19 protein-coding genes and 1 pseudogene are annotated in these 17,892 nt (G+C 71.1%); 18 read left to right on the top strand and 2 right to left on the bottom strand.

Translation table 11 applies throughout. The annotated features are described in order from the left end of the window. The first annotated feature begins 2 nt into the window (after window positions 1–2). Window positions 3–2,450: a [protein-PII] uridylyltransferase gene (locus tag ACZ7EG_RS29575; RefSeq protein WP_471085355.1), complete on the top strand. Its 2,448-nt coding sequence runs from the start codon at window positions 3–5 to the stop codon at window positions 2,448–2,450. A gap of 81 nt (window positions 2,451–2,531) precedes the next feature. Then, window positions 2,532–4,082, top strand: coding sequence for a signal recognition particle protein (gene ffh, locus ACZ7EG_RS29570; RefSeq protein WP_471085352.1), 1,551 nt, complete (start codon window positions 2,532–2,534; stop codon window positions 4,080–4,082). 77 nt (window positions 4,083–4,159) lie between these two features. Here ffh and ACZ7EG_RS29565 read toward each other — a convergent pair whose 3' ends face one another. Together ACZ7EG_RS29565 and ACZ7EG_RS29560 are read right to left on the bottom strand one after the other, a co-directional pair. Further along, entirely contained in the window at window positions 4,160–4,762 is a 603-nt protein-coding gene (locus ACZ7EG_RS29565) for a hypothetical protein (protein ID WP_471085349.1), read from the bottom strand. A gap of 137 nt (window positions 4,763–4,899) precedes the next feature. Next, window positions 4,900–5,754 carry a methyltransferase domain-containing protein gene (locus ACZ7EG_RS29560; RefSeq protein ID WP_471085346.1) on the bottom strand — a complete coding sequence of 285 codons (855 nt, stop codon included), beginning with the start codon at window positions 5,752–5,754 and terminating at the stop codon, window positions 4,900–4,902. Window positions 5,755–5,953: 199 nt separating this feature from the next. Here ACZ7EG_RS29560 and ACZ7EG_RS29555 point away from each other — a divergent pair. From ACZ7EG_RS29555 to dprA, 16 genes and pseudogenes are all read left to right on the top strand, one after another. Next, window positions 5,954–6,108: pseudogene (locus ACZ7EG_RS29555) on the top strand (proline--tRNA ligase); the annotation flags it as partial. A 527-nt stretch (window positions 6,109–6,635) separates the two neighbouring features. Then, entirely contained in the window at window positions 6,636–7,238 is a 603-nt protein-coding gene (locus ACZ7EG_RS29550) for a hypothetical protein (protein WP_471085343.1), read from the top strand. Window positions 7,239–7,533: 295 nt separating this feature from the next. Then, window positions 7,534–7,950: a 30S ribosomal protein S16 gene (gene rpsP, locus ACZ7EG_RS29545; RefSeq protein ID WP_030852064.1), complete on the top strand. Its 417-nt coding sequence runs from the start codon at window positions 7,534–7,536 to the stop codon at window positions 7,948–7,950. 2 nt (window positions 7,951–7,952) lie between these two features. Then, complete coding sequence (locus ACZ7EG_RS29540; RefSeq protein ID WP_003973401.1) at window positions 7,953–8,192, top strand: RNA-binding protein; 240 nt, start codon at window positions 7,953–7,955, stop codon at window positions 8,190–8,192. Window positions 8,193–8,276: 84 nt separating this feature from the next. After that, the gene (gene rimM / locus ACZ7EG_RS29535) at window positions 8,277–8,819 is read left to right on the top strand and encodes a ribosome maturation factor RimM (RefSeq protein ID WP_471085340.1); all 543 of its coding nucleotides are present in this window, start codon (window positions 8,277–8,279) and stop codon (window positions 8,817–8,819) included. Next, a complete protein-coding gene (trmD, locus tag ACZ7EG_RS29530) occupies window positions 8,819–9,652 on the top strand; it encodes a tRNA (guanosine(37)-N1)-methyltransferase TrmD (RefSeq protein ID WP_471085337.1) in 834 nt (277 codons plus the stop codon). Before rimM ends, trmD begins: the two co-directional genes overlap by 1 nt. A gap of 134 nt (window positions 9,653–9,786) precedes the next feature. Continuing rightward, window positions 9,787–10,137: a 50S ribosomal protein L19 gene (gene rplS, locus ACZ7EG_RS29525; protein WP_279551339.1), complete on the top strand. Its 351-nt coding sequence runs from the start codon at window positions 9,787–9,789 to the stop codon at window positions 10,135–10,137. A gap of 45 nt (window positions 10,138–10,182) precedes the next feature. Then, window positions 10,183–10,908, top strand: coding sequence for a signal peptidase I (gene lepB, locus ACZ7EG_RS29520; RefSeq protein ID WP_471085334.1), 726 nt, complete (start codon window positions 10,183–10,185; stop codon window positions 10,906–10,908). Then, complete coding sequence (lepB, locus tag ACZ7EG_RS29515; protein WP_471085331.1) at window positions 10,901–11,995, top strand: signal peptidase I; 1,095 nt, start codon at window positions 10,901–10,903, stop codon at window positions 11,993–11,995. Before lepB (ACZ7EG_RS29520) ends, lepB (ACZ7EG_RS29515) begins: the two co-directional genes overlap by 8 nt. Further along, window positions 11,883–12,845 (top strand): signal peptidase I, encoded by a 963-nt coding sequence (gene lepB, locus ACZ7EG_RS29510; RefSeq protein ID WP_471085328.1) that lies wholly within the window; start codon window positions 11,883–11,885, stop codon window positions 12,843–12,845. The genes lepB (ACZ7EG_RS29515) and lepB (ACZ7EG_RS29510) overlap by 113 nt, the downstream gene beginning before the upstream one ends. 51 nt (window positions 12,846–12,896) lie before the next feature. Beyond that, window positions 12,897–13,679 (top strand): signal peptidase I, encoded by a 783-nt coding sequence (lepB, locus tag ACZ7EG_RS29505; RefSeq protein WP_471085325.1) that lies wholly within the window; start codon window positions 12,897–12,899, stop codon window positions 13,677–13,679. Then, on the top strand, window positions 13,669–14,193 hold the full coding sequence (locus ACZ7EG_RS29500) for an NUDIX hydrolase (protein WP_471085322.1): 525 nt from the start codon (window positions 13,669–13,671) through the stop codon (window positions 14,191–14,193). Before lepB (ACZ7EG_RS29505) ends, ACZ7EG_RS29500 begins: the two co-directional genes overlap by 11 nt. A 56-nt stretch (window positions 14,194–14,249) precedes the next feature. Then, the gene (locus ACZ7EG_RS29495) at window positions 14,250–14,558 is read left to right on the top strand and encodes a DUF2469 domain-containing protein (protein WP_003993268.1); all 309 of its coding nucleotides are present in this window, start codon (window positions 14,250–14,252) and stop codon (window positions 14,556–14,558) included. A 100-nt stretch (window positions 14,559–14,658) separates the two neighbouring features. Beyond that, entirely contained in the window at window positions 14,659–15,060 is a 402-nt protein-coding gene (locus ACZ7EG_RS29490; protein WP_352096912.1) for a YraN family protein, read from the top strand. Beyond that, the gene (locus ACZ7EG_RS29485; protein WP_471085317.1) at window positions 15,061–16,665 is read left to right on the top strand and encodes a YifB family Mg chelatase-like AAA ATPase; all 1,605 of its coding nucleotides are present in this window, start codon (window positions 15,061–15,063) and stop codon (window positions 16,663–16,665) included. Then, entirely contained in the window at window positions 16,662–17,807 is a 1,146-nt protein-coding gene (gene dprA / locus ACZ7EG_RS29480) for a DNA-processing protein DprA (protein WP_471085314.1), read from the top strand. Before ACZ7EG_RS29485 ends, dprA begins: the two co-directional genes overlap by 4 nt. Window positions 17,808–17,892: the final 85 nt, after the last annotated feature.

The following is a 17,892-nucleotide window of genomic DNA, read 5'->3' as shown; positions in this document are numbered from 1 at the left end:
GGGTGACGGGTACGGACGTGCAGAAGGAAGCAGAGGACTCGGGACCCAGCGGCTACGCGGCGGCCCGGCTGCGTCTCCTCACCGAGGAGGCGCGGTCCGGGCCGCCGCGCCGTGCGGCCCTGGCCGAACTCACGGACGACTGGCTCACCGGCCTGTTCGCGGCGGGCGCCGAGGGGCTGCGCGGTGCCTCCCTCGTCGCCGTCGGCGGCTACGGGCGCGGTGAGCTGTCCCCGCGCAGCGACCTCGATCTGCTCCTGCTGCACGACGGCAGTGACGCCAAGTCCGTCGCCACCCTCGCCGACCGGCTCTGGTACCCCGTCTGGGACCTGGGCCTGGACCTCGACCACTCCGTCCGCACCCCCGCCGAGGCCCGCAAGACCGCCGGTGAGGATCTCAAGGTGCAGCTCGGACTGCTGGACGCCCGGCACATCGCCGGCGACCTCGGCCTCACCGCCTCCCTGCGCACGGCCGTCCTGGCCGACTGGCGCAACCAGGCCCCCAAACGCCTGCCCGAACTCCAGGAACTGTGCGCCGAACGCGCCGAGCGCCAGGGCGAGCTGCAGTACCTGCTGGAACCCGACCTGAAGGAGGCCCGCGGCGGACTGCGCGACGCCACCGCGCTGCGCGCCGTCGCCGCCTCCTGGCTCGCCGACGCCCCCCGCGAGGGCCTCGCCGACGCCCGGCGCCGGCTCCTGGACGTCCGGGACGCCCTGCACCTGGCCACCGGGCGCGCCACCGACCGGCTCGCTCTCCAGGAGCAGGACCAGGTGGCCGCCGAACTGGGCCTGCTCGACGCCGACACCCTGCTGCGGCAGGTGTACGAGGCGGCCCGGCTCGTCTCGTATGCCAGTGATGTCACCTGGCGAGAGGTGGGGCGTGTCCTGCGGTCGCGCGCCGTGCGGCCCCGGCTGCGCGCCATGCTGGGCGGCGGGAAGCCGACCGCCGAGCGGTCTCCGCTGGCCGAAGGAGTGGTGGAGCAGGACGGCGAGGTAGTGCTCGCCCGCGCCGCGCGCCCCGAACGCGACCCCGTGCTGCCGCTGCGCGCCGCTGCCGCCGCCGCGCAGGCCGGCCTCCCGCTCTCGCTGCACGCCGTACGGCGCCTGGCGGCCACCGTGCGCCCGCTGCCCACGCCCTGGCCCGCCGAGGCCCGTGAACAGCTCGTCACCCTGCTGGGTTCCGGCCGCCCCACCATCGAGGTCTGGGAGGCACTCGAGGCGGAGGGGCTGATCACCCGGCTGCTGCCCGACTGGGAGCGCGTCCGCTGCCGCCCGCAGCGCAACGCCGTGCACCTGTGGACCGTCGACCGGCACCTCATCGAGACCGCGGTGCGCGCCTCCGAGTTCACCCGCCGGGTAAGCCGCCCCGACCTGCTGCTGGTCGCCGCGCTGCTGCACGACATCGGCAAGGGCTGGCCCGGCGACCACTCCGTGGCAGGCGAGATCATCGCCAAGGACGTGGCCACCCGTATCGGCTTCGACCGCCACGACGTGACCGTCATCGCCACCCTCGTACGGCACCACCTCACACTCATCGACACCGCGACCCGGCGCGACCTGGAGGACCCGGCCACCGTGCGCTCCGTCGCCGAGGCCGTCGGCTCCGAGGGCACCCTGGAGCTGCTGCACGCGCTCACCGAGGCCGACGCCCTCGCCACCGGCCCGGCCGCATGGTCGTCCTGGCGCGGTTCGCTCGTCGCCGACCTGGTCGAACGGGTCTCGGCGGTGCTCGCCGGCGACGCCCCCGACGACCCCGAGGAGGCCGCGCCGACCGCCGAGCAGGAGCGGCTCGCCCTGGAGGCGGCGGCGACGGGCAGCCCGGTGCTCTCCCTGCGGGCCCAGACCGAGGCGCCCGCCGGGCAGGAGCCGTCCGGCGACCCCGAGCCGCTCGGCGTGGAACTCCTCATCGCCGTGCCCGACCAGCCCGGGGTGCTGCCGGCGGTGGCCGGCGTCCTCGCCATGCACCGGCTGACCGTACGCACCGCCGAGCTGCGCTCCGTGCACCTCCCGGACGGCGTGGACGGTTCCGTCCTGCTGCTGGACTGGCGCGTCGCGGCCGAGTACGGCTCGCTGCCGCAGGCCGCCCGGCTGCGCTCGGACCTCGTGAGGGCCCTGGACGGCTCCCTGGACATCGCCGGCCGCCTCGCCGAACGGGACGCGGCCTATCCGCGCCGCCGGGGCGTGATCGCCCCCGCGGCCCGGGTGTCGGTCCACCCGGCCGCCTCCCGGCTGGCCACGGTCATCGAGGTCCGCTCCCAGGACGCCCCGGGCCTGCTGTTCCGCATCGGCCGCGCCCTGGAGGACGCGAACGTGCGGATGCGCAGCGCCCACGTCTCGACCCTCGGCGCCAACGCCGTCGACGCCTTCTACGTGACCGGCCCGGAAGGCGCGCCGCTGCCCGGGGACGAGGCGGCGGCGGTGGCGCGCAAGCTGGAGGAGACACTGCGGGGGTGAGGCCGACCCTGTGACTTGTCATGCCGGGATACCCTGGAGGGCGATTCCCTGTAGCCACCGACCCCGAGGACCGCGAGCGCCGTGTTCGATACTCTTTCCGATCGCCTCTCAGCGACCTTCAAGAACCTGCGCGGCAAGGGACGGCTCTCCGAGGCGGACATCGACGCCACGGCGCGCGAGATCCGGATCGCGCTGCTCGAGGCGGACGTGGCGCTTCCCGTCGTCCGGGCGTTCATCAAGAACGTCAAGGAGCGCGCCCTCGGCGCCGAGGTCAGCAAGGCGCTGAACCCCGCCCAGCAGGTCCTCAAGATCGTCAACGAGGAACTGGTCACCATCCTCGGCGGCGAGACCCGGCGTCTGCGCTTCGCCAAGCAGCCGCCCACCGTGATCATGCTGGCGGGTCTGCAGGGTGCCGGTAAGACCACCCTCGCGGGCAAGCTCGGCCGCTGGCTCAAGGAGCAGGGCCACTCGCCGCTCCTGGTCGCCTGTGACCTCCAGCGCCCCAACGCCGTGAACCAGCTCAGCGTCGTCGCCGACCGCGCCGGTGTCGCGGTCTACGCCCCCGAGCCGGGCAACGGTGTGGGCGACCCGGTCAAGGTCGCCAAGGACTCCATCGAGCACGCCAAGTCCAAGGTCCACGACATCGTGATCGTGGACACCGCCGGCCGTCTCGGCATCGACCAGGAGATGATGCAGCAGGCCGCGGACATCCGCGACGCCGTCTCCCCGGACGAGATCCTGTTCGTCGTCGACGCGATGATCGGTCAGGACGCGGTCAACACCGCCGAGGCCTTCCGCGACGGCGTCGGCTTCGACGGCGTGGTGCTCTCCAAGCTCGACGGTGACGCCCGCGGTGGTGCGGCCCTGTCCATCCGGCAGATCACCGGCAAGCCGATCATGTTCGCCTCCAACGGCGAGAAGCTCGACGACTTCGACGCGTTCCACCCTGACCGGATGGCCTCCCGCATCCTCGACATGGGTGACCTGCTCACCCTGATCGAGCAGGCGGAGAAGACGTTCAGCCAGGAAGAGGCCGAGAAGATGGCCTCCAAGCTGGCGTCCAAGAAGGGCCAGGACTTCACCCTGGACGACTTCCTGGCCCAGATGGAGCAGGTCCGCAAGATGGGCTCCATCTCCAAGCTGCTCGGCATGCTGCCGGGCATGGGCCAGATGAAGGACCAGATCAACAACCTCGACGAGCGGGACGTCGACCGCACGGCCGCCATCATCAAGTCGATGACCCCGGCCGAGCGCCAGGAGCCGACGATCATCAACGGCTCGCGCCGCGCCCGTATCGCCAAGGGCTCCGGCGTCGAGGTCAGCGCGGTCAAGAACCTGGTCGAGCGGTTCTTCGAGGCCCGCAAGATGATGTCCCGCATGGCCCAGGGCGGCGGAATGCCCGGGATGCCGGGGATGCCCGGCATGGGCGGCGGCCCCGGCAGGACGAAGAAGAAGCAGAAGCAGGCCAAGGGCAAGCAGCGCTCCGGCAACCCGATGAAGCGCAAGCAGCAGGAGCAGGAGGAGGCCGCCCGCCGGGCCGCCGCGGCCGAGGGCGGCAGCGCCTTCGGGCTGCCGCAGCAGGGCGGCAAGGACTTCGAACTGCCCGACGAGTTCAAGAAGTTCATGGGCTGACGGCCGGTCCGAACGGCACTGAGGGCGCCCCCTTCTCCTCAAGGGGGCGCCCTCAGCGGTGTGCGGAGCTTCGCCGGTCAGCCGTTCGGGAACTTCCAGACGTACGGCTCGCCGTCCTCCTCGGACCAGTGGACCTCGACGCTCTTGGCGTTCGCCGGGACCACGTACGTCTCGCAGAAGACATGGCTCTCGCCCTGCTTCCAGCTCTCGACGTCGTACGGGTCCTCGCAGCCGGTGGCGTCCTCGGACGCGCCGATGAGGACCGAGCCGCGCTGTCCGTCGGCGAAGACCGTCGTGCCGTCGTGCACGTCGGAGCCGTCGGTGAGGGCGGGCCCGCTCTTGTGCGTGTACTTCACGTGCGCGACGGCCAGCACCTTGCCCTTGACCTTGTCCGGCTCGGAGACGGCCTTCGCCGCCTCGGCCTCGGTGCCCACCTCGACCTTCTGCGCCAGCACCTCGTAGGTGACCTCGCCCGGGTCCTCGGCGACCTTGCCCGTGGCGCTCTCGCCGGCCCCCATCTCGCCGCCGGAGGCGGGCTCCGGCGACGGCGAGGCCTTGGCCTGGGCGGTGCCCGTGCTCTTCGCGTCGGCGGTGTCGTCGCCGCCCCCGCAGGCGGTGAGCGTCAGGGCGAGGACGGCGACTGGCGCGACGAGGCGCAGCGCGGTGTGGTGGTGCGGCACAGCAGCTCCTGTATGCAGATGTATAGGTCCCCCGAGCGGTGGATCACACTAAGCGTTCATGATCCACTTGCTGGAACCAAAAGCTCCCCCTGGTGTTTTCTTCACACCATTCACACCTGCATCGGGAGCGCTGTGCGTCAGGGTGTCCGGGCGATCAGGTACCGGAACACGTTCGGCATCCACACCGTCCCGTCCTGCCGCTGGTGCGGATGCAGGGCCTCGGTGAGTTCCTTGTCCACCTGCACCTGGTCCGTCGCGGTCATCGCCGCGTCGAACAGACCCGTCGATTTCAGGCCGCGTACCGCGCTGTCCACGTCGGCGTAGCCGAAGGGGCACGCCACCCGCCCCGATCCGTCCGGCCTGAGCCCGGCCCGGTGGGCGACCTCCTCCAGGTCGTCGCGGCAGGCGGGGCGCCAGCTGCCCGAGGTGCGCAGCGGCTCCGCCAGCTTCGTGGCCACCCGCATCACGGACGCCGTGGCGCAGCGCTCCGGCGGACCCCAGCCCGCCAGCACCACGGCCGCACCGCGCCGGGCGAGCGGCGTCGCCTCCGCGAGCACTCCGGCCAGCCCCTCCGAGTCGCCCGCCAGGCACCCGATCGGCTCGAAGGCGGTCACCAGGGTGTAGCCGGGAGCGCCCGGCTCCGCGGTGTCCCGGGGCGAGCCGTCGACCAGCCGGGCGCCCGGACGCGCAGGCCCGCCCGACGCCCCGGGAAGCAGCCGCTCCCGCGCCAGGGCCATTCTTTCGGGGGAAGCGTCGACACCGGTGACCGCCGCTCCCCGGGCGGCGGCCATCAGCAGGGAGAGCCCGGAACCGCAGCCGAGGCCGAGCAGCCGCGTCGCGGGACCCACGTCCAGTCGCTCGTAGACGGCCTCGTAGAGCGGTACGAGCATCCGCTCCTGGATCTCGGACCAGTCACGCGCGCGTGCACGCAGGTCCACACGGGGTGCGGCCCCCGCGTGAGGCAGGTGCTGCCGCACGAGCGTAGGTGTCATAAGTAAGCGCCCCAATCCGCCGAGAGTTGCCTCTTGCCCGATTCCATGGCCCCCGTGACAGTGCGCTCGCACTACCCCCGTATGCCAGGAAACTCCCCCCTCGACCCGTCGTCCAGTGGAATGCGGAAGGGGTTGTGAGTTGTCATGTGCCTATGGCGAGATTTCACATTCCGGCAACGTGGGCCCGTACCCTCTCGCCATGGCCAAGGCACCTGTTCTCACCCCCGGGCGGTCGATTTCCCGCGGTGGTATCAGGACTTGATCACCAAAGCGGAGCTCGCCGACAACGGGCCGGTGCGCGGCACCATGGTCATCCACAGCCCGTACGGGTACGGGCTGTGGGAGCGGATGCAAAGAGCTCGAAGAGCCGGCCGTGTTCCGGCCCACCTCCGAGGAGGCGCGCGATTTCGCCGCGCACGGCGGCTGGGCGCGCATCCCGTGGGCCGTGCTCGGGCCTCGGGGAGGCCGAACTGGCCGATCACGCGGTGACCGTACGGTGTCTGGGCGCCGAGGACGGGTCGGTGCCGGAAGCCGACGACGCACCCGGTAACGTCGCGGTCGTCGCACGCGCTTACTGAGCAGGGCTCCAGGCGGCCGAAACACCTCTTGCGCACCCGCGGACCTCTGGTACGACGGCACGCGCGGTTTGTATACGCGCCGACCGAGAGGGTGGCCCGAAGGGCCTCGGCTGAGGGTGGTGACGGGAGACGGGCGGGCGTACGAGGGACTACGCACCACCTTGTGGTGAGGTGCGAGGCTTCTCCACAGATCAGCGCACCCGCCCTCGTCAGGACGCATCAGAGGCAACTGACGGGTACGTGCAAATTATTTGGGATGGCCCGGAATCGGAACACTGGGGCACCCCGGCTCGTTGTCATTACGTGAGCACGACACAGACACCACCTGTTCTCGCCGCAGAGCTGGCACAGGCGTGGGCCGACATTCAGCGGTACCACTCCGAGCTGCCCGACCTTGCCGCGCCAGAGTCCCTGATCGGGGAGTCGTCGTCCGCGTGCGGTCACGAGCTCTCCTTCGAGCGACTGCTCCATGAGGCAGTCCATGGCATCGCCGCCGCGCGCGGCGTCCGCGACACCTCCCGTGCCGGCCGCTACCACAACCGCAGATTCCTCGCGATCGCCGAGGAGCTGGGCCTGGACCACCCCGAGGAACCGCATCCCAGCAGCGGATTCTCCCTGGTCACGCTCACCCCCGAGGCGAAGCGCCGCTACCGCCCGACGATGGAGCGTCTCCAGCGCGCCCTGAAGGCCCACACCGCCGCGACCTCTTCCGACACGTCCCGCACCTTCCGGGGGCCGGCCGCCCGGCACGGATCCTCGGGCGGCGGTGTGCGCGTCAAGGCGGTCTGCGACTGCGGCCGCAACGTCCGGGTCGTCCCGTCCGTCCTCGCCCAGGCGCCGATCGTCTGCGGCGGCTGCGGCAAGCCGTTCCGGATCCCGGACATCGTGGGAGCGGCAGCGAGCTGACGCCCCGTACCGGCATCTCGTGGCTGCCGGTCTTCGGCGCAGGGCTCGGACCGATGGCGCACCCGGACGTGCCGCGCCTCCCACGCCGGGTGCGCCGTCGGCATGCCCGCGCAGCGGACCCGGCCCCCGGCCCGGAGCGACTCGCCGGGTGTGGCACAATGGCTAGCTGTACTCGACAGCCGCACAGGAACCCTCTCGCCTCCGGCTGACGCGTCCATCGGGCACTCGGGTACCGCAACCCCACGCGGCTCTCTCGCCGTGCCCAACCACGTCAAAACCAGGAGAACCCACTCCCGTGGCAGTCAAGATCAAGCTGAAGCGTCTGGGCAAGATCCGTTCGCCTCACTACCGCATCGTCGTCGCCGACTCCCGTACCCGCCGTGACGGCCGGGCCATCGAGGAGATCGGCAAGTACCACCCGACGTACAACCCGTCGGTGATCGAGGTCGACGCCGAGCGCGTGGCGTACTGGCTCGGTGTCGGCGCCCAGCCGACCGAGCCCGTGATGGCCATCCTCAAGAAGACCGGCGACTGGCAGAAGTTCAAGGGCGAGCCCGCCCCGGCTCCGCTGCTGACGCAGCCCGAGAAGGCCGCGCGCCCGTCGTTCGAGGCCATCGGCGGCGACGACGAGGGCAAGGGTGAGGCGATCACCCAGAAGAAGAAGGCCGAGAAGAAGGACGAGGCCGCCGAGTCCGCTTCGACCGAGGCCTGAGCATGCTCGAGGAGGCTCTCGAGCACCTCGTGAAGGGCATCGTCGACAACCCTGACGATGTGCAGGTCGCCTCGCGCAACCTGCGTCGCGGTCGCGTGCTCGAGGTCCGGGTCCACCCGGACGACCTCGGCAAGGTGATCGGCCGCAACGGCCGCACCGCACGCGCCCTGCGTACCGTCGTGGGCGCCATCGGCGGTCGGGGCGTCCGCGTCGACCTCGTCGATGTGGACCACGTCCGCTGACGCTTTCGCAGCAGCACCGGCTCGGGCCGGGGAGGGCCACTGGGCCGTCCCCGGCCCGCAGTCGTATGACAGGAGAATGGACACGTGCAGCTGGTAGTCGCACGGATCGGCCGTGCCCATGGCATCAAGGGTGAGGTCACCGTCGAGGTGCGGACCGACGAGCCGGAGCTGAGGCTCGGTCCCGGTGCCGTACTCACCACCGATCCCGCATCCGCAGGACCGCTCACCATCGAGACGGGCCGCGTCCACAGCGGCCGTCTCCTGCTGCGCTTCGAGGGCGTCAGCGACCGCACCGGCGCCGAGGCCCTGCGCAACACCCTCCTGATCGCCGAGATCGACCCGGAGGAACTGCCCGAGGGCGAGGACGAGTACTACGACCATCAGCTCATCGACCTGGACGTGGTCACCGCGGACGGCACCGAGGTCGGCCGGATCACGGAGATCTCGCACCTGCCCACCCAGGACCTGTTCATCGTGGAGCGTCCCGACGGCAGCGAGGTGATGATCCCCTTCGTCGAGGAGATCGTCGCCGAGATCGACCTCGAGGAGCAGAAGGCCGTCATCACGCCGCCGCCCGGCCTGATCGACGACCGCGCCGAGATCGCATCCAGCCGGGACGAGTCGTAATGCGCCTCGACGTCGTCACGATCTTCCCCGAGTACCTGGAACCGCTGAACGTCTCCCTCGTCGGCAAGGCACGCGCGCGTGGACAGCTCGACGTGCACGTCCACGACCTGCGTTCCTGGACCTACGACCGTCACAACACGGTCGACGACACCCCGTACGGCGGCGGCCCCGGCATGGTCATGAAGACCGAGCCGTGGGGAGACGCACTGGATTCCGTCCTCGCCGACGGCTACGAGACGGGCTCCCGGGCGCCCGCCCTCATCGTGCCCACGCCCAGCGGCCGGCCCTTCACCCAGGAACTCGCCGTCCACCTCTCCGAGCGCCCCTGGCTGATCTTCACCCCGGCCCGCTACGAGGGCATCGACCGCCGCGTCGTCGACGAGTACGCGACACGGATACCGGTGTACGAGGTGTCCATCGGCGACTACGTCCTGGCCGGCGGCGAGGCGGCCGTCCTCGTCGTCACGGAGGCCGTGGCGCGGCTGCTGCCCGGCGTCCTGGGCAACGCGGAGTCCCACCGGGACGACTCCTTCGCGCCCGGCGCCATGGCGAATCTGCTCGAAGGGCCCGTCTACACCAAGCCCCCCGAGTGGCGCGGCCGGGACATCCCCGACGTGCTGCTCAGCGGCCACCACGGGAAGATCGCCCGCTGGCGCCGCGACGAGGCCCTCAAGCGCACCACCGCCCACCGGCCCGACCTCATCGAGCGCTGCGACCCCAAGGCCTTCGACAAGAAGGACCGCGAGATGCTCTCCATCCTGGGCTGGGCACCCGACCCGGCAGGGGAGCCGTGCGGCCGATTTTGGCGCAGGACCGACGCCGTGGAAGAATAGCCAGCTGTTGTGCGTCCGTCCGGCGTGCGCCCCTGCCACAGGGGGAGACGACGTCCGCCCCGACTCGCACACACCTGATCCCGAAACCTAGTTTCCGTTGATGACCTGTGGCATCAGCGAGGAAAGCAGACGAAATGTCTCACCTGCTCGACACCGTCGACTCCGCGTCGCTGCGCACCGACGTCCCCGCCTTCCGTCCGGGCGACACCGTCAACGTCCACGTCCGCGTCATCGAGGGCAACCGCTCCCGTGTGCAGCAGTTCAAGGGCGTCGTGATCCGCCGCCAGGGCGCCGGCGTGCGCGAGACCTTCACGGTCCGCAAGGTCTCCTTCTCCGTCGGCGTCGAGCGCACCTTCCCGGTGCACACCCCGATCGTGGAGAAGATCGAGCTCGTCACCAAGGGTGACGTCCGCCGCGCCAAGCTGTACTACCTGCGCGAGCTGCGCGGCAAGGCCGCGAAGATCAAGGAGAAGCGCGAGAGCTGAGCGCTCTCCGGGGTTCGCGTCGGGGCCGGATAGCATCTGGCTCCGATGGACACCGAAGCACAGCACACGGAGCGCGACCGCTCCTCCCGCCCTTCCGGCTCCGAGACGACCACCTCGGGACCCGCAGGGCCGGAGGACCGGTCGCGTTTCGCGTTGGCGGCGCGTGTCAGCTCCTGGGTTCCGGGCGGCCGGTTCACCCTCACCCTGCTGGTCTGCCTGGTGTTCCTGCTGTTGCTCAGCACGTTCGTGCTGCGGCCGTTCCAGATCCCCAGCGGATCGATGGAGCCGGGATTGAGGATCGGGGACCGGGTTCTCGTAAATAAGTTGGCATACCGTTTCGGTGCCGTGCCGCAGCGGGGAGACATCGTCGTGTTCGACGGGACCGGGTACTTCGGGCACGCGGACTACGTCAAGCGCGTTGTCGGTGTGGGGGGAGACCGCGTGGTCTGCTGCGACGAGGAGGGGAGGATCCAGGTGAACGGCCGGCCGGTCGACGAGTCGGGATTCCTGCATCCCGGCGACAGCCCGTCCGCGGTGCCCTTCGACGTCGTCGTCCCCGGCGGCACCCTGTTCGTCCTCGGTGACCACCGCAGCGACTCCAGCGACTCCCGCGACCACCTCGGCTCGCCGGGCGGCGGCATGATCCCGGTGGACGACGTGATCGGCCGCGCCGACTGGATCATCTGGCCGTTCGGTCACGCCACCCGGCTGCACCGGCCCGACGCCTACGCGCGCGTGCCCGACGCCGGCAGGGCGGGCGCCCATGGGTAACCGCGGCAAACCACGCGGCGTCCCTGCGGGCCCCGCGCAGAACCTGCTGCCCACCGGCGCCCGGCGCGCCGCCGGTCCCTCCGGCAGCGGCCGTACGCGGGCCGAGCGCCGCAAGCTCCAGCGCAAGGTCAAGCGGCGCCGCAGGCGCGGCGCCGTGAAGGAGATACCGCTCCTCGTGGGCGTGGCGGTCCTGATAGCGCTCGTGCTGAAGACGTTCCTCGTCCAGGCCTTCGTCATCCCGTCCGGCTCCATGGAGCAGACGATCCAGATCGGCGACCGCGTCCTGGTCGACAAGCTCACCCCGTGGTTCGGCTCACAGCCGCAGCGTGGGGACGTCGTCGTCTTCAAGGACCCCGGCGGCTGGCTCCAGGACGAGCAGCCCACCACGCCGAAGTCCGACCCCGTCGTCATCAAGCAGGTGAAGGAAGGGCTCACCTTCATCGGCCTGTTGCCGTCCGAGAACGAGAAGGACCTCATCAAGCGGGTCGTCGGCGTCGGCGGCGACCGCGTCAAGTGCTGCGACACACAAGGGCGGGTGACCGTCAACGGCGTCCCGCTGAACGAGGACTATCTGTACCCCGGCGCCGCCCCCTCCGACACGCCGTTCGACATCACGGTCCCTCAGGGACGGCTGTGGGTGATGGGCGACCACCGGAACAACTCCGCGGACTCCCGCGCCCACCAGGACACCGACTACGGGGGCACGGTCTCCGAGGACGAGGTGGTGGGCCGCGCCATGGTCATCGCCTGGCCGTTCGGGCACTGGAACATGCTGGAGGAGCCGAATACGTACGCCACCGTGTCCGACTCGGCCACCGGGTCGACCGCTGCTCCCGAACTGTCGCATAGGGTTGCCCCCTACGATCCGAACGGAACGATCCAGCTCCCGACCCCTGCGGAACTCCCGCTCGTTATGGGAGTGGTGGGCCTGCGCCGCGTATGGGGCAGGCGGCGGCACAGAGTGAGGAGTTGGCGTGGGGGATGTGGCGGTTGGCGCACGGTCCGGACACGACGGCGAGGAGCACCGCGGACGCCCCGCGGAATCCGCCGTCCCGGCCGCGGACAGCGCCGTGACCTCCGGGAATGACTCCGGGGCAGCCGAGGACGGCAGGGTGACGGGCGAGCACACGACAGCCGAGGGCCAGGGACCGGGCGGCACGGCCAGGACACCGAAGAAGCCGCGCTCCTTCTGGAAGGAACTGCCCATCCTGATCGGCATCGCGCTGGTGCTGGCGCTGCTGATCAAGACCTTCCTGGTGCAGGCGTTCTCCATCCCCTCCGACTCGATGCAGAACACCCTCCAGCAGGGCGACCGCGTTCTGGTCGACAAACTCACGCCCTGGTTCGGCTCGGAGCCCGAGCGCGGCGAGGTCGTCGTCTTCCACGACCCGGACAACTGGCTGGCGGGCGAGCCGACCACGGACCCGAACGCCCTGCAGACCTTCCTCAGCTGGATCGGCCTCATGCCGTCCGTGGAGGAGAAGGACCTCATCAAGCGCGTCGTCGGCGTCGGCGGCGACACCATCGAGTGCAAGAACACCGGCCCTCTCACGGTCAACGGCAAGGCGCTGAACGAGCAGGACTACGTCTACGCCGGCAACACGCCGTGCAGCGTCGACGACCAGGGCGGTCAGTTCAAGGTCAAGGTCCCCGAGGGCTACATCTGGGTCATGGGCGACCACCGGCAGAACTCGCGGGACTCCCGCTACAACCAGTCCGACAAGAACCACGGCATGGTCCCGGTGAAGGACGTGGTCGGACGCGCCGTCGTCGTCGCCTGGCCGATCAACCGCTGGGCCACCCTGCCGGTCCCGGACACCTTCGACCAGTCCGGGCTGAGCGCCCAGCCGGCCGCCGCGGGCCTGACGGTCGCGCCGCAGGGGATCGCGCTCCTCGGCGTGGTGCCGGTGGTGCTCTGGCGTCGCCGGAAGCAGTGATCCCGGCCATGGGCTGACCCCGGCCAGTACCCCCGGGTAGGGTGCGGACCCATGGGTGGCGAGAGCATGACGCACACGGCCCCGCGCAGCGGTGGCCCGGGCACGGGCCCGGTGGGCAGCCGGACCGGACAGCGGCTGTCCGGGCTGGCCGTCGCACTGGGCCTTGTGCTGTTTCTCGGCGGGTTCGGCTGGGGAGCGGTGGTCTACCGGCCGTACACCGTGCCCACCAGTTCGATGACCCCGACGATCGACGCGGGCGACCGGATCCTGGCGCAGCGCGTCGACGGCGGCGAGGTGCGCCGCGGTGACGTCGTCGTCTTCAAGGACGCGACCTGGGCCAACGCGCCGATGGTCAAGCGCGTGGTCGCCGTCGGCGGCGACACGGTCTCCTGCTGCCAGGACGGCAGGCTGAAGGTCAACGGCAAGGAGATCGACGAAACGTACCTGCCCAAGGGCACACCGGCCGAGATGAGCAACTTCCCGACCGTGACCGTCCCCAAGGGCCGGCTCTTCCTGCTCGGCGACGAGCGGGGCAATTCCGTGGACTCCACGGCGCACCTGACCGACGCCGCCAGTGGCACGGTGGCACGCTCCGCCGTGGACGCCCGCGTCGACAGCGTGGTGTGGCCCATGAAGGGCATGCTGCAGCGCCCCACCGGTTTCGAGCCGCTCGGCACCCTCTCCTCGCCCGGACCGCTGCGGACGATCACCGCCCTTGTGATCGCCGGCGCCGTGCTCGTCCTGGGCGGAGGCGCCTACGGGCCCATCGCCAAGCGCGCGGGCGCCGCCCGGGCCCGGCGGGAGAGCGCCGCGGAGCCCGCAGGTGTCCGCTGAGGCCGCGGGAGCGGGCCGGGACATCTACGAGGGCGGGCTGCGCAGGGTCGCCCGGGTCGTGCTTCTGGACCCACGGGACCGCATCCTGCTGCTGCACGGGCACGAGCCGGACGACCCGGCCGACGACTGGTGGTTCACTCCCGGTGGCGGTGTGGAGGGCGAGGAGACCCGTGAACAGGCCGCGCTGCGGGAACTCGCCGAGGAGACGGGCATCACCGAGGTCGAGCTCGGTCCTGTGCTGTGGCGGCGCAAGTGCTCCTTCCCGTTCGCGGGCCGCCGCTGGGACCAGGACGAGTGGTACTACCTGGCGCGTACGGACCGCACGACGGTGGCCGCCACCGGGCTGACCGAGCTGGAACGGCGCAGTGTCGCCGGAGCGCGCTGGTGGACGTGTCCGGAACTGAGCCGGGCACATGAGACGGTGTATCCGACCAGACTCGCCGGGCTGCTGCGCACGCTGCTCGACGAAGGTCCCCCGGCCAGGCCAGTGATCCTTGACCCGGAAATCGTCTAGGGGCTCACAGGACTGGCGCACAATGGGGGGATCGCACGGCTGAAGGGGAACATGCCATGAGCGCCGAGGACCTCGAGAAGTACGAGACCGAGATGGAGCTGAAGCTCTACCGGGAGTACCGCGATGTCGTCGGTCTGTTCAAATACGTGATCGAGACTGAGCGGCGCTTCTACCTGACCAACGACTACGAGATGCAGGTGCACTCGGTCCAAGGTGAGGTGTTCTTCGAGGTCTCGATGGCGGATGCCTGGGTCTGGGACATGTACCGGCCGGCGCGGTTCGTGAAGCAGGTGCGAGTGCTCACGTTCAAGGACGTGAACATCGAGGAGCTGAACAAGAGCGATCTGGAGCTGCCCAGCGGGTGAGGGCCGTGCGGGTGACGGGGGCTCGGTCACCCGGGCGGGTGGCGAGGTTTTCCACAGTCGCCGGGCCGTCCACCAAGATCCACTTCGTGGGGGCGGGTGCGTGATCGTTGGCGCCGGAGGTGGTGCCGACATGACCGCACATCTGGCACGCAGTGCCATGGGCAGGTACGGGGAGGGTCTGGCCGCACGACGGCTGGCCGAGGCCGGACTGACGGTGCTGGAGCGCAACTGGCGCTCCGGCCGGACCGGCGAGATCGACATCGTGGCCAGGGACGGGGACGTCCTGGTCGTCTGCGAGGTGAAGACCCGCCGGGAGGGGCCCTTCCAGCATCCGATGGCGGCCGTGACACCGCAGAAGGCGGAGCGGCTGCGGGGCCTGGCCGAGCGGTGGATCCAGACACACGGGGGCGCACCGCCCGGCGGGGTCCGCATCGACGTGGTCGGCGTGCTGCTGCCGGCCCGCGGAGCCGCCGTGGTCGAACATGTGCGGGGGGTGGCCTGAATGGCATTCGCCCGTACGTGTTCGGTGGCGCTGGTGGGCGTCGAGGGGGTGGTCGTCGAGGTCCAGGCCGACCTCGAACCAGGCGTCGCGGCCTTCACGCTGGTGGGGCTGCCCGACAAGAGCCTCACGGAGAGCAAGGACCGAGTACGCGCCGCGGTCGTCAACTCGGGCGCGGCCTGGCCCCAGAAGAAACTCACCGTCGGCCTGAGCCCGGCCTCGGTGCCGAAGTCCGGCAGCGGCTTCGACCTGGCCGTCGCGGCGGCGGTCCTCGGTGCGGCGGAGCGCATCGACCCGAAGGTCCTGGCCGACATCGTGATGATCGGCGAACTGGGGCTGGACGGGCGGGTGCGGCCGGTGCGGGGGGTGTTGCCGGCGGTGCTGGCGGCCGCCGAGGCGGGATATGAGCAGGTGGTGGTGCCGGAGGGTGCGGTGCCCGAGGCTTCGCTGGTACCGGGTGTTTCGGTGCTGGGCGTGCGGAGCCTGCGACAGCTGATCGCGGTTCTGACCGACGAGCCGGTACCCGAGGAAGAGCCCGTGCCGAGGGAGATCCGTTCCGACCCCTTCCTGGCGGGCCTGGCCCTGCCGGGCACCGGGCTGGGCGCCGTGACCAGTGATCACACACCCGATCTGGCGGACGTGGCCGGACAGCACATGGCCAGGGCCGCCCTGGAAGTGGCAGCGGCAGGCCGGCATCACGTCTTCTTCAAGGGGCCTCCGGGCGCAGGCAAGACCATGCTGGCCGAGCGGCTGCCGGGGCTGCTGCCCGAGTTGAGCCGACAGGAGTCCCTGGAGGTCACAGCCGTTCACTCCGTGGCCGGAGTTCTGCCGTCAGGCCACCCGTTGGTCGACAGGCCCTCGTACTGCGCTCCCCACCACTCGGCCACCATGGCCTCGCTCGTCGGTGGTGGAAACGGCCTGCCCAGGCCTGGCGCGGTCTCTCTTGCTCACCACGGTGTGCTGTTTCTCGACGAGGCCGCGGAGTTCCACAGCAGTGTGCTGGACGCCCTGCGCCAGCCGTTGGAATCAGGCCATGTCGTGATCGCTCGTGCCGCCGGCCTGCTGCGGATGCCCGCGAGGTTCCTCATGGTCCTCGCGGCCAATCCGTGCCCCTGCGGGAGGCACGGAAGGGGCGATGACATCTGCGAGTGCCGGCCCTCCACCATCAAGCGATACCGCGCGCGCCTGTCCGGCCCCCTGATGGACCGCGTCGATCTGCGAGTGACGGTGGAACCGGTCTCCAGGGCAGAGCTGCTGCAGCTCCACACCGGCGCCGAGACGTCGACGACCGTGGCGGAACGCGTCAAGGTGGCGCGCGAACGTGCGGCACGACGCTATGAGGGGACGCCCTGGCGGACCAACAGTGAAGTGCCCGGACATGAACTCCGTACCCGGTGGCGTGTCCAGTCCGGGGCCCTCGCCAAAGCCGAGCAAGATCTGGACCGCGGACTCCTGACCGCACGAGGGCTGGACCGGGTGCTCCGCGTCGCCTGGACCCTGGCCGACCTGGGAGGGCGCGACAGGCCGTCGTCGAACGACGTGAACTGGGCGCTGGAACTGCGCACGGGCGTGCGCCGGGGAGCGATCCTGGAAGGACTCCGCACATGACGGACGACGACCTGCTCTGCCGGGTCCTTCTCACCCGGGTCATCGAGCCCGGGGACGAGGTCGGCGGGCGGTGGGTGCGGGAGTTCGGGGCCCGGGAAGTGGTGCGGCGGCTGGGGGAGGGCGGGACCGCTCTGCCGGGGGTCAGCGGGAAGCGGTGGGCCGGGCTGGTGGCCCGGGCCGAGGCCGCCCGGCCACGCCGGGATCTGGCGGCCGCCCGGGACGCCGGCGTGCGGTTCGTTTCCCCCGGGGACGCGGAGTGGCCGGGACAGCTCGACGATCTCGGGGACGCCCGGCCCCTGGGGCTGTGGGTGCGCGGGCGGGCCGGTCTGCGGATGTGGGCGCTGAAGTCGGTCGCCGTGGTCGGTGCCCGGGCCTGCACCGAGTACGGGGCCCACATGGCCGCCACCCTCGCCGCCGGGCTCGCCGAGCGGGGCTGGGTCGTGGTGTCGGGCGGCGCCTACGGAGTCGACGGTGCCGCCCATCGAGGAGCCCTCGGAGCCGGCGGCGCCACCGTCGCCGTCCTCGCCTGCGGCGTCGACCGCCCCTACCCCCGCGGCCATACCCAGCTGATCGGCAGGATCGCCGAACAGGGGCTGGTGATCGGCGAGCTGCCACCCGGGGACCACCCCACGCCGAGCCGGTTCATCCTGCGGAACAGAGTGATCGCCGCGCTCACCCGCGGCACGGTGGTGGTCGAGGCGGCCCACCGCAGCGGCTCCCTGGTCACCGCGCGGGCGGCACAGCGCCTCGGCCGGCACACGATGGGTGTGCCGGGCCCGGCCACGAGCGCCCTGTCCGCCGGAGTGCACGATCTGCTGCGCGGGGAGGCCGTCCTGGTCACCGACGTCGCGGACGTCGTGGAACTGGTCGGCGGCATGGGAGAGCTGGCCCCCGACCGGCGGGGCCCCGTCCTGCCCCGGGACCTGCTGGAGCCGGCCGGCCGGCAGGTGCTCGACGCGCTGCCGGGACGCGGCACGGCCGGGCCGGACGAGATCGCGCGCTCCGCCCGGACCGCACCGGACGACGCGATCGCGAGACTGTACGAACTCCGGGCACTCGGTTACGTCGAACGACACGGCGACGGCTGGAAGTTGACACGCCAGGCGGTGATGTCGGTCCGCGACGCTCGCGGGCCGTGCTGACGGCCTGTGTTCGGCCGTCCGGGGGAACCCCGACATCCCTTGGAAATGCGCCCAGTTGAGGCCCTGCGGTGATCACGCCGAGCGA

It is taken from the genome of Streptomyces sp. NPDC037100 (assembly GCF_055606225.1).
This window is presented reverse-complemented; position numbering and strand designations above follow the sequence as displayed.

What these genes read in the sequence shown, in the direction of transcription:
- ACZ7EG_RS29560 (WP_471085346.1), bottom strand. Translation starts at nt 5,754, where the DNA reads ATGACACCTACGCTCGTGCGGCAGCACCTGCCTCACGCGGGGGCCGCA.
- ACZ7EG_RS29540 (WP_003973401.1), top strand. Translation starts at nt 7,953, where the DNA reads ATGCTCGAGGAGGCTCTCGAGCACCTCGTGAAGGGCATCGTCGACAAC.
- trmD (WP_471085337.1), top strand. Translation starts at nt 8,819, where the DNA reads ATGCGCCTCGACGTCGTCACGATCTTCCCCGAGTACCTGGAACCGCTG.
- rplS (WP_279551339.1), top strand. Translation starts at nt 9,787, where the DNA reads ATGTCTCACCTGCTCGACACCGTCGACTCCGCGTCGCTGCGCACCGAC.
- lepB (WP_471085334.1), top strand. Translation starts at nt 10,183, where the DNA reads ATGGACACCGAAGCACAGCACACGGAGCGCGACCGCTCCTCCCGCCCT.
- lepB (WP_471085331.1), top strand. Translation starts at nt 10,901, where the DNA reads ATGGGTAACCGCGGCAAACCACGCGGCGTCCCTGCGGGCCCCGCGCAG.
- lepB (WP_471085325.1), top strand. Translation starts at nt 12,897, where the DNA reads ATGGGTGGCGAGAGCATGACGCACACGGCCCCGCGCAGCGGTGGCCCG.
- ACZ7EG_RS29495 (WP_003993268.1), top strand. Translation starts at nt 14,250, where the DNA reads ATGAGCGCCGAGGACCTCGAGAAGTACGAGACCGAGATGGAGCTGAAG.
- ACZ7EG_RS29485 (WP_471085317.1), top strand. Translation starts at nt 15,061, where the DNA reads ATGGCATTCGCCCGTACGTGTTCGGTGGCGCTGGTGGGCGTCGAGGGG.
- dprA (WP_471085314.1), top strand. Translation starts at nt 16,662, where the DNA reads ATGACGGACGACGACCTGCTCTGCCGGGTCCTTCTCACCCGGGTCATC.